Here is a 21,290-nt window from a genome sequence, read left to right on the forward strand (position 1 = left end):
CAGCCTAGACCGGTTGCGTTGGCAGTCAACGCGGCTGCTGGCATGCCTCTTGCTGAATCTCACAGGTGATTGGCAGAGGATGGACTATGACATCGGCGTTGGACTTTATGCTGGCGGCGCGGCGCAGCGAAATGCAGGCGTTGCAGGCGCTATCGGTCACCTGTGCCCTGGTGGTCCAGGTAAGTCGGCTGGTCCATGCGTTGCAGCGCGAGCGCGGATACTCCAATTTCTGCCTCGGCGGGCAGGCGGCGACTCACGTGAAGATGCTGGATGAGCTCAGCCAGCAGGCGCGCGAGCAGGAACAGGTTGTGCGCGGTGCCTTGGGCCAGATTGATCTGGAAGACAGTACCAGCGCCGATAAGGCGCAGCTGTATACCCGCATCGCCTACGCCTTGCATGCCCTCGACGGCTTGCCGGGCCTGCGCCAGCGCGTGCGCGAGGAAACCGTGACGGCCAGCGAGGCAACGCGACAGTTCTCGCGCCTGGTTGCCGCATTGCTGGCGGTGGTATTCGAGGCGGCAGATACCGCTGTAGACCCCCGTGTAACCCGCGCACTGGCTGCCCTGTTCAACTTCATGCAGGGCAAGGAGCTGGCCGGGCAGGAACGGGCTACCGGGGTGGCCGGTTTTATGGCGGGTTTCTTTGATGCCACGCTGCAGGATCGGCTGCGCTTTCTGCAGGATGGGCAGCAGCGCTGCTTCGAGAGTTTTACCGAGTCGGCTGACGATGTGGCGCGTACGGCGTGGGAGCAGCTGTGCGGCGCCGAGCTGGTCGAGCAGATAGAGCGCCTGCGGCAGGTGGCGGTGCGTACCACCTCTGCCCAGCGGGTACAGGGCGAACTGGGTGACCTGTGGTTTGATCTCACCAGCGCTCGCATGGACACCATGAAGCAGATTGAAGACCAGCTCGCTGACGGTTTACAGCAACTGTGTGCGCAGCAGACCCGCAAGGCCAAGGCCGATCTGGATAACCAGCGCCGGCTGCTGCGCCAACTTGATCAGCTTGACCGGGACGCAGGGCAGGGCGCGCCCCGGCTGTACAACGTGCAGGCCACCGACTTGCAGGCGCTGCCCGGTGAGGCGCCTGGTGGTGAGGTTAATCGCTCGCTGCTGGACGCCTTGCACGATCAGACCCAGCGTTTGCAGCAGTTGCAGGATGAGCTGGAGCAGGCCCGTGAAACGCTGAATGAGCGCAAGCTGGTCGAGCGCGCCAAGGGCCTGTTGATGAGCCAGCATGGTTTGAACGAAGAAGAGGCCTATCGCACCTTGCAGAATGCGGCGATGGAGCGTGGGCAGCGGCTGGCCGAGGTGGCGCGCACGGTGCTTGAGCATAGTAGCCAGCGCAAGCCGTCGTGATGCCTTGCGTGCTCCGTCACGGTGCGCGCTATGCTTTTTTTGGTGCGCGGCGCGCTCTGATAGGGCGCCCAGGCTGACGTAGATCAAGGCGCAGGGGAACTTGTACCGTCATTATTCATCTGAATGTCATGCTGGCGCGGTAGCGTCGGCTGGAACCCTAAAAACGACAGGAGCGTCGCATGAACGATTACGTAGAAGAACTTATTGAACTGCAATCCCAGCAATGGGACGACGATGTAGAAGACGCCGAAGAGATGTAAAACCTCTTCGCGCGTTTTCTTTACTTTCTGCTTTATCCCTCTGTTTTAACTCTGTATTTCCTTCTCTATTCTGTTCGCCTCCAGCAGCTCTTTGCGGTAGCTGCCGGGCGGTGAGCCAGTCCAGCGTTTGAAAGCCCTCTGCAACGCCTCGGGTGATGAAAACCCTAAAAGGTAAGCTACCTCGCCCAACGCCAGTTCGGTATCGCGTATATAGCTGATCGCCAGGTCGCGGCGCATCTCGTCGAGTATCTGCTGGAAGGTGGTATGCGCTTCGTGATGCAGGCGTCGGCGTAGTGTCCAGGCGGTCATGCCCAAGTGTTCGGCAACCGCAGGCAGTGCCGGTGGTTGGCCGTCCAGGCGCGGCGCCACGAGGCTTTCGACGCGCTCGCGCAGACCGCGGTGTCGCGTCAGCTCGCGCAGCTGCTGGCTGCACAGCTCGCGCAGATGTGCGTAGGTGCCGGCTGCACTTTGCGTCAATGGCAGCGACAGGCTGCGAGGCTCCCAGACCAGTTGGTTGTGCTGTTGCTCAAAGTGGACCGGGCAGCCGAACACCTCGTCGTAGCGGGCAGCGTAGGGCGGTGCGGGAAACTCGATATGCACCTCGCGCAGTCGCGCCTGTCCGCCTGTCAGGACGCGTCCGGCATGGGCGCGTGCCGCCAGCGCCGAGTCCACCACAAACAGGTTGAACATGTTGTACGGGCTGATCGAATAAAAGCGCAGCGCCGGCGGCTCAAAGCTGGAATGCCCCCGGTAGTTCTGACTGCCAAGCAGCTCGAATTCGACCAGCGTGGCAAAGGCCTCTTCCAGCGTTGGCGCGCATTGGGCTGTCATGCCGGCCAGTCCGAGGTGACTGAGCTGGCTGCAACTGCCCATGGTCAGGCCGATGGCCGGGTTGCGCGTATAGCGGATGGCCGCGTTACCCAGGCGCATGAAGCGGGCAATGCTGATGCGCGCATGGGGCTGGGCGAGCAGGGCATCATCTATACGAAAACGTGCCAGCAAGGGCGTCGGGTCAAGTCCTGAGCGCTGTATCGCTTCGCGCAAGGCCAGCAGGTAGCCGACCGAAATATCACCCAGTTTCATGGCGTCGTCCGCGACAGGGGGAGATGTTGTAGTGTAATTTGCCGTTATTAAAGTGTCACTTTAGGTTATTGAGCGGCGCTGCGAGCGGGCCTATTGTTTTGCTCACAAACAGGCGCCGGGCATGTATCCGAGCGCCGTACCTGATGACGACGCCGGAGTAACCGATGAGCGAACAAACCCTGTATCCGCACCTGCTGGCCCCGCTGGACCTGGGCTTCACCACCTTGCGCAACCGCACCCTGATGGGCTCCATGCACACTGGGCTGGAAGAGCGCCCCAACGGCTTTAACCGCCAGGCGGCCTACTTTGCCGAGCGCGCACGGGGCGGGGCTGGTCTGATCGTGACCGGAGGCATCGGCCCGAACGAGGAAGGTTGTGTGGCTCAGGGTGCGGCCAAGATGACTACGCCGGAAGAGGCTGCCGAGCACCGCGTTATTACCGACGCCGTGCACGCTGAAGGCGGCAAGATCTGCATGCAGATTCTGCACGCCGGCCGTTACGCCTATAGCCCCAAGCAGGTTTCCGCCAGCGCCGTGCAGGCGCCGATCAACCCGTTCACCCCCAAGGAGCTGGACGAGGACGGGATCGAGAAGCAGATTTCTGACTTTGCCCGTTGCGCCACGCTGGCCAAAGAAGCGGGTTACGACGGTGTCGAGGTGATGGGCTCAGAAGGTTACTTCATCAACCAGTTTCTGGTTGCCCATGTGAACAAGCGCACCGACCGCTGGGGCGGCAGCTACGAAAACCGCATGCGCCTGCCGGTCGAGATCGTACGCCGTGTGCGTGAAGCGGTAGGCACCGACTTCATCATCATCTATCGCCTGTCGATGCTCGATCTGGTGGAAGGCGGCAGCACCTGGGATGAAATCGTTATGCTCGCCAAGGCCATCGAGAAGGCCGGCGCCACCATCATCAATACCGGCATCGGCTGGCACGAAGCGCGCATTCCGACCATCGCGACCAAGGTGCCGCGCGGTGCCTTCGCCAAGGTCACGGCCAAGCTCAAGGGTGAGGTGTCTATCCCGCTGGTGACCACCAACCGCATCAACACGCCGGAGCTGGCTGACCAGCTGCTGGCCGATGGTGCTGCTGACATGATCTCCATGGCGCGCCCGTTCCTGGCCGACCCGGAGTTCGTCAACAAGGCTGCTGCCGGCCGCGCTGATGAAATCAATACCTGTATCGGTTGTAACCAGGCCTGTCTGGATCACACCTTTGGCGGCAAGCTGACCAGCTGTCTGGTCAACCCGCGCGCCTGTCACGAGACCGAGCTGAACTTCATTCCAACCACCCAGGTGAAGAACATCGCCGTGGTGGGCGCTGGCCCGGCGGGTCTGGCGGCTGCGACCGTTGCTGCCGAGCGCGGGCACAACGTCACCCTGTTTGATGCGGCGGACCAGATCGGTGGCCAGTTCAATATCGCCAAGCTGGTACCGGGTAAGGAGGAGTTCTACGAGACTCTGCGTTACTTCGGCAAGCGGATCGAGAAGACGGGCGTGAAGCTGGAGTTGAATCGCCGCGTCAATGCCGCTGATCTGACCGAGTTTGATGAAGTGATTCTGGCGACCGGTATCGTGCCGCGCACGCCGGATATCCCGGGCATCGACAACCCGAAAGTCATCGGCTATCTGGACGCCATTTTGCAGCGTAAGCCGGTCGGCCAGAAGGTGGCTGTAATCGGCGCTGGTGGGATCGGCTTTGATGTGTCCGAGATGATCACCCATCAGGGCACCAGCCCGAGCCAGGACATTGATCTGTTCTGGAAAGAGTGGGGTATCGACCCGAACCTGGAAGCCCGCGGCGGTATCGCCGGCGTCAAGCCGCAGCCGCATCCGCCGGCGCGTGAGGTTTACCTGCTGCAGCGCAAGACTAGCAAGGTGGGTAACGGCCTGGGCAAGACCACTGGCTGGATTCACCGTGCGGGCCTTAAGAGCAAGCAGGTGCAGATGCTGAACTCGGTCAATTACCTGAAGGTGGATGACGAAGGGCTGCACATCAGCATTGGCGAGAATGGCGAGCCTAAAGTGCTGCCGGTCGATACCATCATTCTGTGCGCCGGTCAGGAGCCGCTGCGCGAGCTGCAGGACGGCCTGGTTGCCGCCGGCAAGAATGTGCACCTGATTGGCGGTGCCGATGTGGCGGCCGAGCTGGATGCCAAACGCGCCATCGATCAGGGTTCGCGTTTGGCTGCAGCTATCTGACGCGCCGGTAGCTGATACCTCGCAGTGGGGTGTCAGCTACCAAAAAGTGCGACGGATTCGGCTTTTTCGGCTTGATCTCAGCGGCGCCTGCCGGTCCCTTGCCAAGTCGGTCACACACGACATGGAACCTTTTGCCTACACTGTGAGACTGATGAGGGATCAGGGACAGCTATGTCCCGCATAGGGACAAGCCGCTGCAGGGCGAGGAGACTGAATGATGAGCACGGTAGCCAAGCCGTTACTGACCGAAGCGGTCATGTTCTTTTCCGAACGAGGGATCAGCAAGGAAATGCTGTTCCCCGAGTTCGAGGCATTGCTGGATGGCCTGGTTGCCTCCCCCGACTTCGCCGACGAAACCGTGGAAGCGGTTTTTTTGCAGATCAACGCTCGGCTGCAGGTGCGTGCCGCAGTCTTTTTTACCCTGGATTTTGACCTCGACGGCTACGTCAATCGCCTGTGGAATATGCCGCTGCGCCAGATTGCCGAGCGCGCTGAGCGCGGGCCGGACATGGGCGGCGGGCCCATCCGCCTGGTTTGCCTGGGCTACAACAAGCAGCCGCAGTATCGGCCCATGCTCTGGAAGCCCGGTCAGCGCGCCGGTACCAACGATTTGGCGTTGGTCAAGGACGCCGTAGCGCGCAACTCGCTGGGCATTCTCGGTGAAGACGAGGAAGCCCTGGGGGTGATCTCGCCCGAGCGGCTCAATATCGCTGCCGAGGACGCCTGGTACGGCGGTGGCAATGTTATTGGTGGCGTGGCCGCAGAAGCGGCGGTGGCCGAAGAAGCGCAGGCCCAGCAGGAAAAGCACACCAGGGAGGTGCGCGAGTATCGCCAGCAGATCGAGCTGCTCAACAACCGCTTGCGTGCGCTGACGCTGGAGAAGGAGCAGGCGCTGGTGGAGCTGCGCGGTATCCACGCCGAACATCTGGAAATCGTGCAGGGTGAGCTGCTGGACATCAAGCAGGAGCTGGCCCAGCAGCAGAAGGTGAACGCCAACCTCAAGCGTGAACTGAGCAAGGCGCAAAGCCGCTCATCCACCGATATCGAGTAGTCTGGCCGCTCAGGCGGGCCAGGCGTCATCCACGCAGAGCAGCCGTTCGGCGCTCAGGCTGTCATCTTCCGCGGCACAGAACATGCGCGCCCGATACCGCCCCAGGCGCAGGCAGAGCGCACGCATGGCCGATGGGCTAAGCGTTTCGCTAGTGTCAGCTGGCGGTGGCATCAACCATTCCTTATGCGGCAGCTGCAGCCAGCGCGAGTGTGCGGGTAGCGTCTTCAGTGCGTGCACGGGACACCAGTGCAGGGGCTTGGGCGGTGCCAGTCCGCCTGCTGGCAGCGGCATTGGCTGATCCAGCGGGGTGAACAAACCGCCTTGCAACCAGGCGGCCGCGACTTCGGGCAGCGGAAGCGCGCGATGGGCGGTAGCTAGCTCTGGCAGGCGCTGACTGAGCGGCAGTTGATGCTGGGTCAGACGCGCCAGTTTGTGGGCCAGGGTGTCGCGGGTATCAATGCCCCACCAGTGCTGCGGGTCACTGCAATGCTGCTGCGGGTTGTGCAGGTCGGCGCGGCCCAGGTAGAACTTGACCGCCAACTCCAGGTGCACGATGGCGCCGTCGGCCGCCTGCATCACCAGATCAATCTCCCCCAGCGTGTGAGCGCCACGGCGCAAGGCGATATTGTGCGCCAGAATGCGCGTATCCGGCGCAAGCGTCAGCAGGGCGTGCCATAGGCGCTCGTAGTGGCTGCCAAGGCGCCGGTCTGGCGAATCGCTGAACAGCTCGGCCAGGCGATGCGGGGCTTCGTCCAGTGCGTTCAGCTCATGCCAGAGCTGGTCCGGGTCCTGGCGCCAGATAGAGTCCTGCAGCGGGTCACGCATGGGTAATAACTGGCGGTCGAGCAGCGCCGGGCTGGCGGCTACCCAGGCCAGGTCGCGGACAAGCGGATTGTGAAAACGCGGTGGCATCGCGGCTCCCGTATTTGCCAGTCACAGCTGGCTGCGGAATAATCGGCGCGTGCCCTCAGTCTCGGGCATCTCACAGACGAACGCAAAGGGGTGGTATGGATCAGTTCCGCAACATCGGTCTCATTGGACGTCTTGGCAGCGGGCGCGTGGTCGATACCCTCAAGCGGCTCAAGCGCTTTCTGCTCGACACCGGGCACACCGTTATTCTGGAAGACGCGGTAGCGGAACTGCTGCCCGGACACCAGCAGCAGGTCTGTTCACGCAAGATGATGGGCGAGATCTGCGATCTGGTGATTGTGGTCGGCGGCGATGGCAGCTTGCTTGGCGCCGCGCGTGCACTGTGCCGCTACAACATCCCGGTGCTGGGCGTGAACCGTGGCGGCCTGGGCTTTCTGACCGATATTCCGCCAGATGAACTCGAAGCCCGCGTAGGCGAGGTGCTGGCCGGCAAGTACATGGTCGAAACGCGCTTTCTGCTCGACGCCTTTGTGCGCCGTGGCGAGGAGCAACTGGGCACCAGTGAAGCGCTGAACGATGTGCTGCTGCACCCGGGCAAGTCGGCGCGGATGATCGAGTTTGAGCTCTATGTCGACGGCCAGTTCGTCTACAGCCAGAAGTCGGACGGGCTGATTGTCGCCACGCCCACCGGCTCAACCGCTTACTCGCTGTCGGCCGGCGGGCCGATCATGCATCCCAAGCTGGATGCCGTGGTGCTGGTGCCGATGTTTCCGCACACCCTGTCCAGCCGCCCGATCGTGGTTGATGGCAACAGCGAGCTGAAGATCATCATTTCCAAGCAGAGCGGTATCTATCCGCAGGTCAGCTGTGATGGTCAGGTGCACATGTCCTGCGCGCCCGGCGACAGCATTACCATCCGCAAGAAACCGCAGAAGCTGCGCCTTTTGCATCCGCTGGATCACAACTTCTACGCCATTTGCCGCAGCAAACTCGGTTGGTCCAGCCGCCTGACGGAGCAGTAAGGTGAGCGACGCAGAGCTTGACCGGGGCTATGACATCATTGGTGATGTGCACGGCTGCGCGCATACCCTCGAACGCCTGCTGGAGCAGATGGGCTACCGCCGGCTGAATGGCGTCTGGCAGCACCCACGCAGGCAGGCGCTGTTTCTAGGCGACATTATTGATCGTGGCCCGCGTATTCGTGAGGCTCTGCACCTGGTGCGCGACATGGTTGAAGCAGGGCATGCGCGCTGCATCATGGGCAATCACGAGTTCAACGCCATTTGTTGGGAAACGCCTGCACCACCCGGCAGCGGGCGCAGCTACCTGCGCGAGCACACCGAGCGGCATCACCGCCTGATTGGCGACACCCTGGCGCAATTCGACCCCTGGCCGCAGGAGTGGCGGGAGTTTGTACAGTGGTTCGGCGATCTGCCGCTGTTTCTGGATATGGGCCCGTTCAGGCTGGTGCACGCCTGCTGGGACAGCAGCCTGATCGAGCCGCTGCGCCAGGACTACCCGGACGGCCGCATTGACGACGAGTTTCTGATTGCCTCGGCCCATTGGGGCAGCTTTCCCGCGCAAACCTTGGACCGCCTGCTGCGTGGCACCGACATGCGTTTGCCGCACGGCATCACCATGACAGGGAAAGACGGCTTTACCCGCGCCTTCTTCCGCACCAAGTTCTGGGAGGAGGCACCAGAAACTTACGGCGATGTGGTGTTTCAGCCCGATGCGCTGCCTGAGCCGGTGGCGGAAAAGCCGCTCACCGAACAGCAGAAGGCCGAGCTGATGATCTATCAGCCCCACGACCCGCTACTGTTTGTCGGCCATTACTGGCAGCAGGGTACGCCACAGCCAATTCGCCCCAATCTGGCCTGCCTGGATTACAGCGCTGTGAAGTACGGCAAACTGGTGGCCTATCGCTGGAGTGGAGAAACGCGTCTGGAACGCGATCACTTTGTCTGGGTCGAAGTCCCGCAAATGAGTTGAAGCGAGGCCCGCATGCTTAAAGCACTGACCTGTCCGCTGGATGAAGATCTGGCGCCGCTGGCGCAGTTTCTGCGTAGTCGTGGGGTGGTACACCGGATTGCCGAGGAGCGCGGCGAGCAGGTGATCTGGGTGGTTGATGAGGCGAGCGCGCAGATTGTGCGCAGCCTGTATGAACAGGGCGTCGACAGTTTGCCTCGGGCGAGCGAGGCGCCGCGCGCGCCCAGCCCGGCGGCGCAGTTCTGGCGTCAGGCCCACCGGTTGATACCGGTCACCTTGGGCGTTTTGCTGATCACTGCCGTGGTCGCGCTGTTGACCGGCCTTGGCACTGATGTGCGTCAGGTAGTGATGTTCACCTTTACGCCGCTTGAACCAAGCGGCTATCTGGCCGAACAACCGGATATGACCCAGTGGTGGCGCTTGATAACGCCGATCTTCCTGCACTTTGGCGTAATGCACCTGGCGTTTAACGCGCTCTGGTATTGGGAGTTGGGGCGGCGCATTGAGATGCGCTCCGGCGGGCTGTGGCTGCTGGGACTGACGCTGCTGATCGGGCTGGTCTCCAATACCGCCCAGTGGCTGTGGAGCGGCAACAGCAGTCTGTTCGGAGGGCTGTCTGGCGTGCTGTACGGCCTGCTTGGTTATTGCTGGCTGTACCAGAAGCTGGCGCCGAACGTGTTCTTTGATCTGCCACGCGGGGTCATCATCATGATGCTGGCCTGGCTGGTGCTGTGCATGACCGGACTGGTAACCCTGCTGGGGTTTGGCGCCATTGCTAATGCCGCCCATGTCAGCGGCTTTGCTGCCGGCTGCCTGATCGGCGCAGTGGCAGGTGCGTTGCAGCGTCAGCGGCAGGTACAATAGCCACTTTCACTCATCCAGCGGGAGACCCGATGACTACCTTCGTCGAGATGCTGCGCAACATCAGCCCGGAAATCTATCAAAGCCTCAAGCTGGCCGTGGAAATCGGCAAATGGCCGGACGGGCGCAAGCTGACGCGCGAGCAGAAGGAACTCTGCCTGCAGGCGATGATCGCCTGGGAACAGGACAATCTGCCGGAAGAGGAGCGCACCGGGTACATGGGGCCGCAAGGCTGCAAGTCGCAGGAGAAGGAAATCCCCAATATTCTGTTTTCGACCCGTTCGGAGACCTTGCATTGAGCCAGCTGCAGTTTCAGGGCGGCGTCAGCAAAATGCGCGGCCAGCTCGAGTCACCCGAGACGCCGGTTACCTACAGCTTGCCGATTGGTGAAGAGCAGGTGCCGCTTAACGCCTTGCTTGGCAAGACACTGCGTCTGGAAGCGCTGGGCGTTATCAATTGCGTGCACTGTGGCCGCAAGACCAAGAAAAGCTTCAGCCAGGGCTATTGCTACCCGTGCTTCACCAAGCTCGCGCAGTGTGATGTCTGCATCATGAGCCCGGAGAAGTGCCACTACGATCAGGGTACCTGCCGTGAGCCAGCATGGGGTGAGCAGTTTTGCATGACTGATCACATCGTCTATCTGGCCAATTCGTCGGGCCTGAAGGTGGGTATTACCCGCGCCACCCAGATTCCGACGCGCTGGATCGACCAGGGCGCAAGCCAGGCACTGCCGATCATGCGCGTGGCTACCCGGCAGCAGTCTGGTCTGGTGGAGGACCTGCTGCGTCAGCAGGTGGCAGACAAGACCAACTGGCGCGCGTTGCTCAAGGGTGATCCGGAACCGCTGGATTTGTGCGCCGAGCGTGATCGCCTGCTGAATAACGCCGAGGCAGGCCTGACTGAGCTGCAGTCGCGTTTTGGCTTGCAGGCGATTCAGTTGCTGCCGCAGGCCGAGTCGCTGGAGATTCGTTATCCGGTCGAGCAGTACGTGGCCAAGCCGCAATCGGCCAACCTGGACAAAGATCCGGTGCTCGAAGGCACACTGCTTGGCATCAAGGGGCAGTACCTGCTGCTCGACACTGCAGTTATCAATATTCGCAAATACACCGCCTACCAGCTGGCCTTCAGCGCCGGTTGAGCATAACGGCAGGGCCGCCCTGCAGGGGCGGCCGAACATGATTTCACCGGCCGACCTCGGCCGCAGCGGAGCTCTGACATGCGTACCGAACAACCCAAGACGATTTACCTCAAGGACTATAAGGCGCCGGATTACTGGGTCGACGAGACCCAGCTGACCTTTGAGCTGTTCGAGGACCACGCGCTGGTGCACAGCCGCCTGGCGTTGCGCCTGAACAGCGACCTGCACGGCGACGGCGCACTGCCTGCGCTCACGCTGCATGGCCAGGAGCTGGCGCTGCTCAAGGTGGTGCTGGATGAGCGCGAGCTGGGCGAGGGCGACTATCAGGTCGATGATGACAGCCTTAGCCTGCAGCCAGCCGATGCCACCTTCGCGCTGGCGCTGACCACCCGCATCGAACCGCAGAACAACACCGCGCTGGAAGGGCTGTACAAGTCCGGCAGCATGTTCTGCACCCAGTGCGAGGCTGAGGGCTTTCGCAAGATTACCTACTACCTCGACCGCCCGGACGTAATGAGCCGCTTCACCACCACGGTCATTGCCGAGCGCGAGCGCTACCCGGTACTGCTGTCAAACGGCAACCCGATTGCTTCCGGCGAGCACGAGGGGGGGCGCCACTGGGTCAGCTGGGAAGATCCGTTCCCCAAACCGGCCTACCTGTTCGCCCTGGTCGCCGGTGACCTCTGCCTGCTGCAGGACAGCTTCACCACCATGAGCGGGCGCGAGATCGACCTGCGCATCTACGTCGAGCCGGAAAACCGCACCCAGTGCGACCACGCCATGGACAGCCTCAAGCGCTCCATGCGCTGGGATGAAGAGGTCTATGGCCGTGAGTACGATCTGGATATCTTCATGATCGTTGCGGTCAATGACTTCAATATGGGCGCGATGGAGAACAAGGGCCTCAATATCTTCAACTCCAGCTGTGTGCTCGCGCATCAGGACACTGCGACCGACATGGCCTTCCAGCGGGTCGAGGCGGTCGTCGCGCACGAGTATTTCCATAACTGGTCGGGCAACCGGGTTACCTGCCGTGACTGGTTCCAGCTGTCGCTGAAAGAAGGCTTTACCGTCTTCCGCGACTCCGAGTTCTCCGCCGACATGAACTCGCGCACGGTCAAGCGCATTGAGGATGTCACCTTCCTGCGTGCCAACCAGTTTGCCGAAGACGCCGGCCCCATGGCGCACCCGGTGCGCCCGGACTCCTTTATCGAGATCTCCAACTTCTACACCCTGACTGTCTATGAGAAGGGCGCAGAGGTGGTGCGTATGCTGCACACGCTGTTGGGCGAGGAGGGCTTTCGCAAGGGCACCGACCTGTACTTTGAGCGTCACGACGGCCAGGCCGTCACCTGTGATGACTTTATCAAGGCACTAGAAGATGCCAATGGCGCTGACTTTAGCCAATTCAAACGCTGGTACAGCCAGGCCGGTACCCCGCGCCTGAGCGTCACCAGCGAGTATGACGCCTCGCGCTGCGAATACCGTCTGCACTTCAATCAGGTCTGCCCGCCAACGCCCGGCCAGCCCGACAAGCTCCCGCAGGTGATTCCGGTGCGTATGGCACTGCTGGACCGTGACGGTAAAGAGATGACGCTGCGGCTCAATGGCGAGGCGCTGGGTACCGAGGCTGTTGTGTCCATCACCGAAGCCGAGCAGACGCTGGTGTTCGAGAATGTACCGACTTGCCCGCTGCCGTCTTTGCTGCGCGGCTTCTCTGCGCCGGTCAAGTTGAGCTATCCCTACAGCCGGGATGATCGCGTGTTCCTGGCCAAGCACGACCCGGACGGCTTCAATCGCTGGGAGGCGGCCCAGGGTCTGGCGGTAGATGTGCTGCAGGGGCTGGTCGATATTCATCGGGCCGGCCGCCCGCTGAATCTCGATCAGCGCCTGGTGGACGTCATGCGCAGCGTGATCACCGATTCCGAGTTGGACGCTGCCATGGTGGCAGAAATCATCCGTCTGCCGTCTGAGGCCTATCTGGTTGAAGTGGCCGAGGTAGCGGACGTTGATGCTATCCACTTTGCCCGTGAGTGGCTGCGCCGCGCACTGGCGGTGGCCCTGCGTGACGACATGGCTGCCCGCTACCAGGCCCTGGCAGCCGCCGGGGCAGGGGAGTTCAGCCCCAGTGCATCGGCGATGGCTGACCGCAGCCTGAAGAACAGCCTGCTGGGTTATCTGATGCTGACCGGTGAGCAGGAGGTGTTGAACTGGTGTGTGCGTCAGTTTGTTGAGGCCAGCAATATGACTGACCGTCAGGCTGCGCTGGTGGCGCTGGTTAACTCACCCTTTGAGCAACAGCGTGAAGCGGCCTTGGCCGACTTTGCCGAGCGTTGGGCCGCTTATCCGCTGGTGATGGATCAGTGGTTCAGCGTGCAGGCCATGGCTTCCCAGCCGGGCGCGCTGGAGCGGGTGCAGAAACTGATGGAGCATCCGCTGTTTACGATGCGCAACCCGAACAAGGTGCGTGCGCTGATTGGCGCTTTCGTTAACCAGAACCTTGCCAACTTCCACGCCATCGACGGCAGCGGCTACGCCTTCCTGGCTGATCGCATCATCGAGCTGGACCGCAGCAATCCGCAGATTGCCTCGCGCCTGGTGACGCCGCTGAGCCGCTGGCGCAAGTTTGATGACGAGCGTCAGGCGCTGATGCGTGAGCAGCTGTCGCGCATTCTGGCCGAGAAGTTGTCGCCGGATGTCTATGAGGTGGTCAGCAAGTCGCTGGCCTGACCGGTAACGGCGAGTTCACGTCCGCCAGCCGTCTGGCACGCGGCTCTTGAACTCGTCGTCGATAAATGAGTTACTCAGCACGCGCAAGTGTGAAATTTTAATAAAAAATTACCGAGAGGTATTTGTGCCCCGCCTTGCAGGTCTCTAATATGCGATGTCCGCTGGCGGAATGACTGCATGGCTGCGCCTGCGCTGCAGCAGGCGCCATGTGGCGACAACATGCTTCCCGTAGCGGAGCAACACCTATAAAAACAAAGAGGGGTGGTGTTTATGCGTAAGCCGTCTAACTGGCGCGCTTCACTCGCAACCTGCGCAGTTGTTTCACTGCAGGGTTCGTATCTCAAGAAAGCGTTTTCTGTCTCTGCGTTGGCCTCTGCCGTTATGTTGTCCGGCTTTGGCGCGCTTGGTTCTGCTGCCGTTCAGGCAAATGACACGGTCGGAGAAGCGGTAAAACCGGCTATTCAATCGCCATTGGCTTCCCACACGCTGCTGATTGACGCAGCCGTTGTTGGCGACCGTCTGGTTGCTGTCGGTAGTCGTGGCCACATCGTCTATTCCGATGATCAAGGTAAAAGCTGGAGCCAGGCCGAGGTGCCGGTGCGCCAGCTGCTGACCGCCGTATACTTCGTTGATGACAAGCGCGGCTGGGCGGTCGGTCATGACTCGCTGATTCTCAATACCACCGATGGCGGCGCCACCTGGGCGATGCAGTATCGCGACCCGGAACTGGATCAGCCGGTTGACCCGGATGGCCCCAGTCTGCTGGAACGCCCCTTGATGGATGTGTGGTTCCGCGACGCGAACACCGGCTTTGCTATCGGCGCCTACGGCACCTTCCTGCGTACCGATGATGGCGGTGAAACCTGGGAAGACCGCACCTACGACATCGATAACCCCGATGGCTTCCACTACAACGCCATGGCTGAAGTCAATGGCGCTGGTCTGTTCATCGCTGGTGAAATGGGCACGTTGTACCGCTCAGCTGATTTCGGCGACACCTGGGAAACCCTCACCGATCTGCCCTATGACGGCTCCTGGTTCGGTGTATCCGGTACTGCGCAAAACAACGTGGTACTGGTTTGGGGTCTGCGCGGCAATCTCTTCCGTTCTACTGACTTTGGCGACAGCTGGCAGCAGATAGAGCTGAAGACGCCGAGAAACGGCCCGCTGGAAGCGACCCTGCTGGGTGGCGGTCTGTCGGCAGACGGGCAGGTTGCAGTCGTGGGTGTTGGCGGCGTTGTGCTGACCAGCGACAACGGCGGCCGCAGCTTTGACGTCATGACCCGTCCGGACCGTGTGGCACTGGCTTCGGCCCGTGTGTTGACCAACGGCGAACTGCTGCTGGTGGGCCAGCATGGTGTTGTCACCATGCCTGCCGACGCACTGCACGCGCACTGATAATAATTACAAGCCAGGAGAATCTGGATGTCCTTTGACCAGAAAGATGCCCCCTTCATGGAGCGGTTGGTCTTCAACAACCGCCTTGTGGTGGTGGTGCTGTTTACCCTCGTTTCACTGTTTCTCGGTTATCAGGCGCTGCAGGTACGGCCCGATACCAGCTTTGCCAAGATGATTCCGCTTGAGCACCCCTACATCGTCAACATGCTCGAGCACCAGGACGATCTCGCCAACCTCGGTAACTCCATCCGCATCGCGGTGGCCATCGAGGAAGGCGATATCTTCAGCTCCGAGTACATGGAAACCCTCAAGCAGATCAACGACGAGGTGTTCTTCCTGCCCGGTGTAGACCGTTCCAACCTGCGCTCGCTGTGGACGCCGAACGTGCGCTGGACCGAGGTGACCGAGTACGGCTTTGATGGCGGCCCGGTAACCAACCACCCGGCCTACACCAACGAGCAGGACCTGGAAGAGCTACGTGCCAACGTACTCAAGTCCGGTGAAATCGGTCGTCTGGTGGCCAACAACTTCAAGTCCAGCATCATCGAGGTGCCGCTCCAGGAGTTCTATCCGAACCCGGAAAACCAGAGCGAGCTGCTGCGCCTGGACTACAAGGAGTTCTCCCACCAGCTGGAAGAGAAGATTCGCGATCGCTTCCAGAATGAAAACCCGAACATCAAGATCCACATCGTAGGTTTTGCCAAGAAAGTCGGTGACCTGATCGACGGCCTGATCGGCGTTGTCGGCTTCTTCGCCGTTGCCTTCGTGATTACCTTTGTGGCGCTGTACCTGTTCACCTGGTGTATCCGCAGTACCGTATCGGTGCTGGTAACCACGCTGATTGCGGTGATCTGGCAGCTTGGTCTGATCAATCTGGTCGGCTTTGGGATAGACCCGTACTCGATGCTGGTACCCTTCCTGATTTTCGCTATCGGTATTTCCCACGGGGTACAGAAGATCAACGGTATTGCGTTGCAGTCAGGAGGCGCTGATAACGCCCTAACGGCTGCGCGGCTGACCTTCCGTCAGCTGTTCCTGCCGGGCATGATTGCGATCCTGGCCGATGCGGTTGGCTTTATCACACTGCTGATCATCGATATTGGCGTGATCCATGAGCTGGCGATCGGTGCCTCCATTGGTGTGGCGGTCATCGTCTTTACCAACCTGATCATGCTGCCGGTAACCATTTCCTATCTGGGTATCAGCAAGAAGGCGATTGAGCGCTCCAAGCGTGACGCTGTCCGTGAGCATCCGTTCTGGCGCTTCCTGTCCAATGTCGCGCACCCGAACGTGGCACCCTGGCTGGTGATCATTGCGCTGGTGGGTGGTGTTGGCTGCTTCATGTACCAAAAAGCCAATATCAAGATCGGTGACCTGGATGCCGGCGCACCGGAGCTGCATCCGGACTCGCGCTACAACCTGGACAACGACTTCATCATCAGCAACTACACCACCAGCTCCGACATTCTGGTGGTGATGGTCAGCACGCCGCCGGAGAAGTGCTCTGCCTACGACACCATGGAAGCCATCGACCAGCTGCAATGGAAGATGAGCAACCTCGAAGGTGTGCAGTCGGCGGTATCGCTGGTGACTGTGGCCAAGCAGGTGATCATGGGCTCCAACGAGGGCAACCTGAAGTGGCAGGGGCTGTCGCGTAACCAGGACGTCCTGAATAACGCCATCAGCCGTGCGCCGTCAGGCATGTTCAACGCCGCCTGCTCGCTGGCCCCGGTGATGATCTTCCTGGATGACCACAAGGCCGATACGCTGACTCGTGCAACCGACGCGGTGAAGGAGTTTGCGGCCGAGTACAACACCGATGACATGACCTTCAAGCTGGCTGCGGGTAACGCCGGTATTGAAGCGGCTACCAACGAGATCATCTCCAGCTCGGAGCTGACCATTCTGGTGCTGGTGTACATCTGGGTGGGTGTCATGTGCATGATCACCTTCCGCTCGGTACCTGCGACTATCTGTATCGTACTGCCGCTGATCCTGACCTCGGTGATGGGTAACGCGCTGATGGCCTTCCTCGGCATTGGCATGAAGGTGGCCACCCTCCCGGTGATTGCGCTGGGTGTGGGGATTGGTGTGGACTACGGTATCTATGTCTACAGCCGACTGGAAACCTTCCTGCGCCAGGGTATGCCGCTGCAGGAGGCCTACTACGAGACCCTGCGCTCCACCGGTAAAGCGGTACTGTTCACCGGTCTGTGTCTGGCAATCGGTGTGGCAACCTGGATCTTCTCGGCCATCAAGTTCCAGGCCGACATGGGTCTGATGCTGACCTTCATGTTCCTCGTTAACATGATCGGTGCGATGCTGCTGCTGCCGGCACTGGCGCGCTTCCTGATCAACCCGGAGAAGGTTCGCAAGTCCAAGGGCAGCAAGCTGTCTCACTGAGGCGACTGACTGACCTGCAAGGCCCGCCAATTCGGCGGGCCTTGTTGTTTTTGGGTGGCATAAAGAGTGATTCTCGGGACAATATTGCGGCTAAAAGTAGTGATTCCGCATCAATATTGTGATTAACAAAAGATAACCGTCAGCCGTTGGCGCTGGCCCCCCAGCCTCGTTACCATGGGTCATTCAGCGCACCAGCGCAGAAGAACTGATAACAATAAGGGGGATTGGTGTATGCGTGAGCCCACTCGTCGGCGCACTCAAACGACTCTGCCGGCCGTCTCCGGCCACCGGGCGCAGTTACGCAAACTGTTCTTTTCATCTCGCATGCTGTCTGCTGCCAGTCTCAGTGTCGCACTCTGTGCCGCACCGTTTGTGCAAGCTCAAGACACCGTTGCCGAGGCACCCAAGCCGGCTGTCAAATCCGAGCTGGCCAGCCACACGCTGCTGCTGGATGTTGCCGCCGCTGGCGATCGCCTGGTAGCCGTAGGCAGCCGTGGCCACATTGTCTACTCAGATGACCAGGGTGCCAGCTGGACTCAGGCCGAGGTTCCGGCCCGTCAGCTGCTTACCTCTGTATTCTTTGCCGATGCCAACAACGGCTGGGCGGTAGGTCATGACTCGGTCATCCTGCACACCTCTGATGCGGGCAGCAACTGGGAAATGCAATACCGTGACCCTGAGCTGGATATGCCGGCTGACCCCAACGGCCCCGGCCTGCTGGAACGCCCGCTGATGGATGTCTGGTTCCGTGATGCCAACACCGGCTTTGCCTTCGGCGCCTACGGTATCTATCTGCGCACCGATGATGGCGGCGAGAGCTGGGAAGACCTGTCTTTCGACATCGACAACCCCGATGGCTTCCACTACAACGCGGTCACTCCGGTGAAAGGCGCCGGCCTGTTCCTGGCTGGTGAAATGGGCACCCTGTATCGCTCTGCCGATTTTGGTGATACCTGGGAAACCCTGCAGAACTCTCCCTACGATGGCACCTGGTTCGGCGCAGCCGGCACCGGTGAGGCCAACCAGGTACTGGTCTGGGGCCTGCGCGGCAACATGTTCCGCTCTACCGACTTTGGCGACAGCTGGGAGCAGGTCGAGCTTCATACGCCGAATAATGGTCCGCTGGAAGCCACGCTGCTTGGCGGCACCCTGTCTGCCGGCGACAGCCTGGCAGTGGTCGGTGCTGGCGGCGTAGTGCTGACCAGCAATAACCACGGTGAAAGCTTCGACGTGGCTGTACGCCCCGACCGCGTAGCGCTGGCAACGGCCAAGTATCTGCCCGATGGCCAGATGCTGCTGGTCGGTCAGCACGGTGTGGTCAAGGCATCCCCCAAGGGTCTGCCCAACGTTCAATAAGAATTAGCTGCCAGGAGAGTCTGGATGTCCAAGCATCATCAGGAGACAAGCGCTCCCTTTGTGGAGCGGTTGATCTTCAATAACCGCATTGTCGTACTGCTGCTGTTTTCGCTGCTGACCCTGTTCTTCGGGTATCAGGCCGCGCAGGTTAAGCCCGACACCAGCTTTGAGAAGATGATTCCTCTCAAGCACCCGTACATCGCCAACATGATCGAGCACCAGAATGACTTGCCGAACCTCGGCAACACCATTCGTATTGCGGTTGCGATCAACGATGGCGACATCTTCTCCACCGAGTACATGGAAACCCTCAAGCGCATTAACGATGAGGTGTTCTTCCTGCCGGGTGTAGACCGTTCCAACCTGCGTTCGCTGTGGACGCCGAACGTACGCTGGACCGAGGTGACAGAGTACGGTTTTGACGGCGGCCCGGTGGCCAACCGTCCGGCCTACCTGAGCGAAGCGGATCTCGACGAGCTGCGTGAAAACGTACTCAAGTCCGGTGAAATCGGCCGCTTGGTTGCCAACAACTTCAAGTCGACCATCATCGATATCCCGCTGCAGGAAGCCTATCCCAACCCGGAAAACCAGGGTGAGCTGATCCAGCTGGATTACGGCGATTTCTCCCGTCAGCTGGAAGAGAAGATTCGTACCGAGTTTCAGGGCGAAAACCCGAACATCCAGATCCACATCGTTGGTTTTGCCAAGAAGGTCGGTGACCTGATCGACGGCATCATCAAGGTCGTGATGTTCTTCGGTGCTGCGCTGCTGATCACCTTTGTGCTGCTGCTGATCTTTACCCGCTGCTTCAAGAGCTCGCTGACCACACTGGTCTGCTCGGTGATTGCGGTGGTGTGGCAGCTTGGTCTGCTGCGCACACTGGGCTTTGGTCTGGACCCATACTCGATTCTGGTGCCGTTCCTGGTCTTCGCCATCGGTATCTCCCACGGCGTACAGATCATCAACGGTATGGCGATTGAATATACCGGTGCCGATGACGCGCAAACCGCTGCCCGTCGTGCTTTCCGTGCCCTGTACATTCCGGGCATCGTGGCGCTGATCTCGGATGCTGTGGGTTTTGTGACCCTGCTGCTGATCGAGATCGAGGTTATTCGTGAACTGGGTATTGCTGCCTCTGTTGGTGTGGGTGTCATCATCCTGACCAACCTGATGCTGCTGCCGATTCTTATGTCCTACATCGGTATCAGCCGCGGGGCCGTCGAGCGCAACCGCAACCTGGCCAACCGCCCGCAGAAACTGTGGCTGTCGATCTCTCGCTTTGCCCACCCGACAATCGCGCCGATCTCCATTGTGCTGGCCATTGGCGCCTTTGTCTTCGGTATCTACCACGGCAAGAACGTCGCGATCGGTGACCTGGACCCGGGTGCACCGGAGCTGCGTGCCGACTCGCGCTATAACCTCGACAACCAGTTCATTATCGAGAACTACTCCACCAGCTCCGATATTCTGGTGGTGATGGTCAAGACGCCGGCAGAGCGCTGCTCGGCCTACGAGACTATGGAAGCCATCGATCAGCTGGAATGGCGCATGAACAACCTGGATGGCGTGCAATCAGCCGTGTCGCTGGTGACCGTTGCCAAGCAGGTAATCATGGGCAACAACGAGGGCAACCTGAAGTGGCAGACCCTGTCGCGCAACCAGGACAACCTGAACAACGCCATCAGCCGCGCGCCGTCTGGCATGTTCAACTCGGCCTGCTCGCTGGCGCCGGTCATGATCTTCCTGGATGACCACAAGGCCGAAACCCTGCAGCGCGCAACCGCCGCAGTGGAAGAGTTTGCTGCCGAGTACAACACCGACGATATGCAGTTCCTGCTGGCGGCCGGTAATGCCGGTATCGAAGCGGCGACCAACGTCGTGATCGAAGCGTCGCAGACCAAGATGCTGCTGACCGTATACGCGGTCGTCATCCTGATGTGTCTGATCACCTTCCGCTCGATCCGCGCAGTGCTGTGTATCATCATCCCGCTCGCCCTGACCTCGGTTCTGGCCAACGCACTGATGGCCTTCCTCGGCATTGGCGTGAAGGTAGCAACCCTGCCGGTAATCGCCTTGGGTGTGGGTATTGGTGTGGACTACGGCATCTATATTTACAGCCGCCTGGAAACCTACCTGCGTCAGGGCCTGCCGCTGCAGGAAGCCTACTATGAAACCCTGAAGACCACAGGTAAGGCTGTGACCTTCACCGGCTTCACCCTGGCGATCGGCGTTGCCACCTGGATCTTCTCCGCAATCAAGTTCCAGGCCGACATGGGTATCCTGCTGACCTTTATGTTCCTGTGGAACATGTTCGGTGCCCTGTGGCTGCTGCCGGCTCTGGCTCGCTTCTTGATTCGTCCGGACAAGCTGCGTAGCTGAGTGAGTTGAGCTGCACAAAAAAACCGCCGTCGGGCGGTTTTTTTGTGGCCTTTCTCAGATTGCGGGAGAGACAAAGTGCTGGCTTGCCAACAAAGGAGGGTGGCAGGAGTCTGTCCCCAGCTCGATTTTGCCTGAATGCGTCGTCTTCAAGCGAGCCTTTCGCCTTTTACGGCGAGCCAAGGGGGGCTGCTTGCCCAGCCCCCCTTAGCGATCCCC

General features: G+C 60.5%; 15 protein-coding genes. 13 read left to right on the forward strand and 2 right to left on the reverse strand.

All coding sequences use genetic code 11. The features are described 5' to 3' along the window. The first annotated feature begins 86 nt into the window (after positions 1-86). On the forward strand, positions 87-1,355 hold the full coding sequence (locus BM116_RS09415; protein WP_083724191.1) for a nitrate regulatory protein: 1,269 nt from the start codon (positions 87-89) through the stop codon (positions 1,353-1,355). A 305-nt stretch (positions 1,356-1,660) separates the two neighbouring features. Here BM116_RS09415 and BM116_RS09420 read toward each other — a convergent pair whose 3' ends face one another. Continuing rightward, positions 1,661-2,698 (reverse strand): AraC family transcriptional regulator, encoded by a 1,038-nt coding sequence (locus BM116_RS09420; RefSeq protein ID WP_083724193.1) that lies wholly within the window; start codon positions 2,696-2,698, stop codon positions 1,661-1,663. 164 nt (positions 2,699-2,862) lie between these two features. Here BM116_RS09420 and BM116_RS09425 point away from each other — a divergent pair, with 164 nt between their 5' ends. Then, a complete protein-coding gene (locus BM116_RS09425; protein ID WP_083724195.1) occupies positions 2,863-4,899 on the forward strand; it encodes an NADPH-dependent 2,4-dienoyl-CoA reductase in 2,037 nt (678 codons plus the stop codon). Positions 4,900-5,113: 214 nt separating this feature from the next. Further along, complete coding sequence (locus BM116_RS09430) at positions 5,114-5,950, forward strand: hypothetical protein (protein WP_083724197.1); 837 nt, start codon at positions 5,114-5,116, stop codon at positions 5,948-5,950. A gap of 9 nt (positions 5,951-5,959) precedes the next feature. On the opposite strand, the gene BM116_RS09435 is transcribed toward BM116_RS09430, so the two are convergent. Next, complete coding sequence (locus tag BM116_RS09435; RefSeq protein WP_083724199.1) at positions 5,960-6,862, reverse strand: DUF1853 family protein; 903 nt, start codon at positions 6,860-6,862, stop codon at positions 5,960-5,962. A gap of 95 nt (positions 6,863-6,957) precedes the next feature. Here BM116_RS09435 and BM116_RS09440 point away from each other — a divergent pair, with 95 nt between their 5' ends. From BM116_RS09440 to BM116_RS09485, 10 genes are all read left to right on the forward strand, one after another. After that, positions 6,958-7,842, forward strand: coding sequence for an NAD(+) kinase (locus BM116_RS09440; protein ID WP_083724201.1), 885 nt, complete (start codon positions 6,958-6,960; stop codon positions 7,840-7,842). 1 nt (position 7,843) lies between these two features. After that, positions 7,844-8,812, forward strand: coding sequence for a metallophosphoesterase (locus tag BM116_RS09445; RefSeq protein ID WP_083724203.1), 969 nt, complete (start codon positions 7,844-7,846; stop codon positions 8,810-8,812). Between the two features lie 12 nt (positions 8,813-8,824). Further along, on the forward strand, positions 8,825-9,673 hold the full coding sequence (locus BM116_RS09450; RefSeq protein ID WP_083724205.1) for a rhomboid family intramembrane serine protease: 849 nt from the start codon (positions 8,825-8,827) through the stop codon (positions 9,671-9,673). A gap of 29 nt (positions 9,674-9,702) precedes the next feature. After that, positions 9,703-9,969, forward strand: coding sequence for a YeaC family protein (locus BM116_RS09455; RefSeq protein WP_083724207.1), 267 nt, complete (start codon positions 9,703-9,705; stop codon positions 9,967-9,969). Positions 9,970-10,001: 32 nt separating this feature from the next. Beyond that, on the forward strand, positions 10,002-10,808 hold the full coding sequence (locus BM116_RS09460; RefSeq protein ID WP_083724345.1) for a DUF2797 domain-containing protein: 807 nt from the start codon (positions 10,002-10,004) through the stop codon (positions 10,806-10,808). A 78-nt stretch (positions 10,809-10,886) separates the two neighbouring features. After that, entirely contained in the window at positions 10,887-13,538 is a 2,652-nt protein-coding gene (gene pepN / locus BM116_RS09465; RefSeq protein ID WP_083724209.1) for an aminopeptidase N, read from the forward strand. 270 nt (positions 13,539-13,808) lie between these two features. Then, the gene (locus tag BM116_RS09470) at positions 13,809-14,936 is read left to right on the forward strand and encodes a WD40/YVTN/BNR-like repeat-containing protein (RefSeq protein ID WP_083724211.1); all 1,128 of its coding nucleotides are present in this window, start codon (positions 13,809-13,811) and stop codon (positions 14,934-14,936) included. 27 nt (positions 14,937-14,963) lie between these two features. Next, entirely contained in the window at positions 14,964-17,339 is a 2,376-nt protein-coding gene (locus BM116_RS09475) for an efflux RND transporter permease subunit (protein WP_083724213.1), read from the forward strand. Between the two features lie 231 nt (positions 17,340-17,570). Next, complete coding sequence (locus BM116_RS09480; RefSeq protein WP_083724215.1) at positions 17,571-18,695, forward strand: WD40/YVTN/BNR-like repeat-containing protein; 1,125 nt, start codon at positions 17,571-17,573, stop codon at positions 18,693-18,695. Between the two features lie 24 nt (positions 18,696-18,719). After that, positions 18,720-21,074, forward strand: coding sequence for an efflux RND transporter permease subunit (locus tag BM116_RS09485; RefSeq protein WP_083724217.1), 2,355 nt, complete (start codon positions 18,720-18,722; stop codon positions 21,072-21,074). The last annotated feature ends 216 nt before the right edge of the window (positions 21,075-21,290 follow it).

The organism is Halopseudomonas pachastrellae (assembly GCF_900114765.1).
GTDB classification, from domain to species: domain Bacteria; phylum Pseudomonadota; class Gammaproteobacteria; order Pseudomonadales; family Pseudomonadaceae; genus Halopseudomonas; species Halopseudomonas pachastrellae.

Bases quoted from the DNA above. Each gene is read 5' to 3' on its own strand.
- BM116_RS09450 (WP_083724205.1), top strand. From the start codon at position 8,825: ATGCTTAAAGCACTGACCTGTCCGCTGGATGAAGATCTGGCGCCGCTG.
- BM116_RS09460 (WP_083724345.1), top strand. From the start codon at position 10,002: ATGCGCGGCCAGCTCGAGTCACCCGAGACGCCGGTTACCTACAGCTTG.
- pepN (WP_083724209.1), top strand. From the start codon at position 10,887: ATGCGTACCGAACAACCCAAGACGATTTACCTCAAGGACTATAAGGCG.
- BM116_RS09440 (WP_083724201.1), top strand. From the start codon at position 6,958: ATGGATCAGTTCCGCAACATCGGTCTCATTGGACGTCTTGGCAGCGGG.
- BM116_RS09420 (WP_083724193.1), bottom strand. From the start codon at position 2,698: ATGAAACTGGGTGATATTTCGGTCGGCTACCTGCTGGCCTTGCGCGAA.
- BM116_RS09475 (WP_083724213.1), top strand. From the start codon at position 14,964: ATGTCCTTTGACCAGAAAGATGCCCCCTTCATGGAGCGGTTGGTCTTC.
- BM116_RS09455 (WP_083724207.1), top strand. From the start codon at position 9,703: ATGACTACCTTCGTCGAGATGCTGCGCAACATCAGCCCGGAAATCTAT.
- BM116_RS09435 (WP_083724199.1), bottom strand. From the start codon at position 6,862: ATGCCACCGCGTTTTCACAATCCGCTTGTCCGCGACCTGGCCTGGGTA.
- BM116_RS09425 (WP_083724195.1), top strand. From the start codon at position 2,863: ATGAGCGAACAAACCCTGTATCCGCACCTGCTGGCCCCGCTGGACCTG.
- BM116_RS09470 (WP_083724211.1), top strand. From the start codon at position 13,809: ATGCGTAAGCCGTCTAACTGGCGCGCTTCACTCGCAACCTGCGCAGTT.
- BM116_RS09480 (WP_083724215.1), top strand. From the start codon at position 17,571: ATGCGTGAGCCCACTCGTCGGCGCACTCAAACGACTCTGCCGGCCGTC.
- BM116_RS09430 (WP_083724197.1), top strand. From the start codon at position 5,114: ATGATGAGCACGGTAGCCAAGCCGTTACTGACCGAAGCGGTCATGTTC.
- BM116_RS09415 (WP_083724191.1), top strand. From the start codon at position 87: ATGACATCGGCGTTGGACTTTATGCTGGCGGCGCGGCGCAGCGAAATG.
- BM116_RS09485 (WP_083724217.1), top strand. From the start codon at position 18,720: ATGTCCAAGCATCATCAGGAGACAAGCGCTCCCTTTGTGGAGCGGTTG.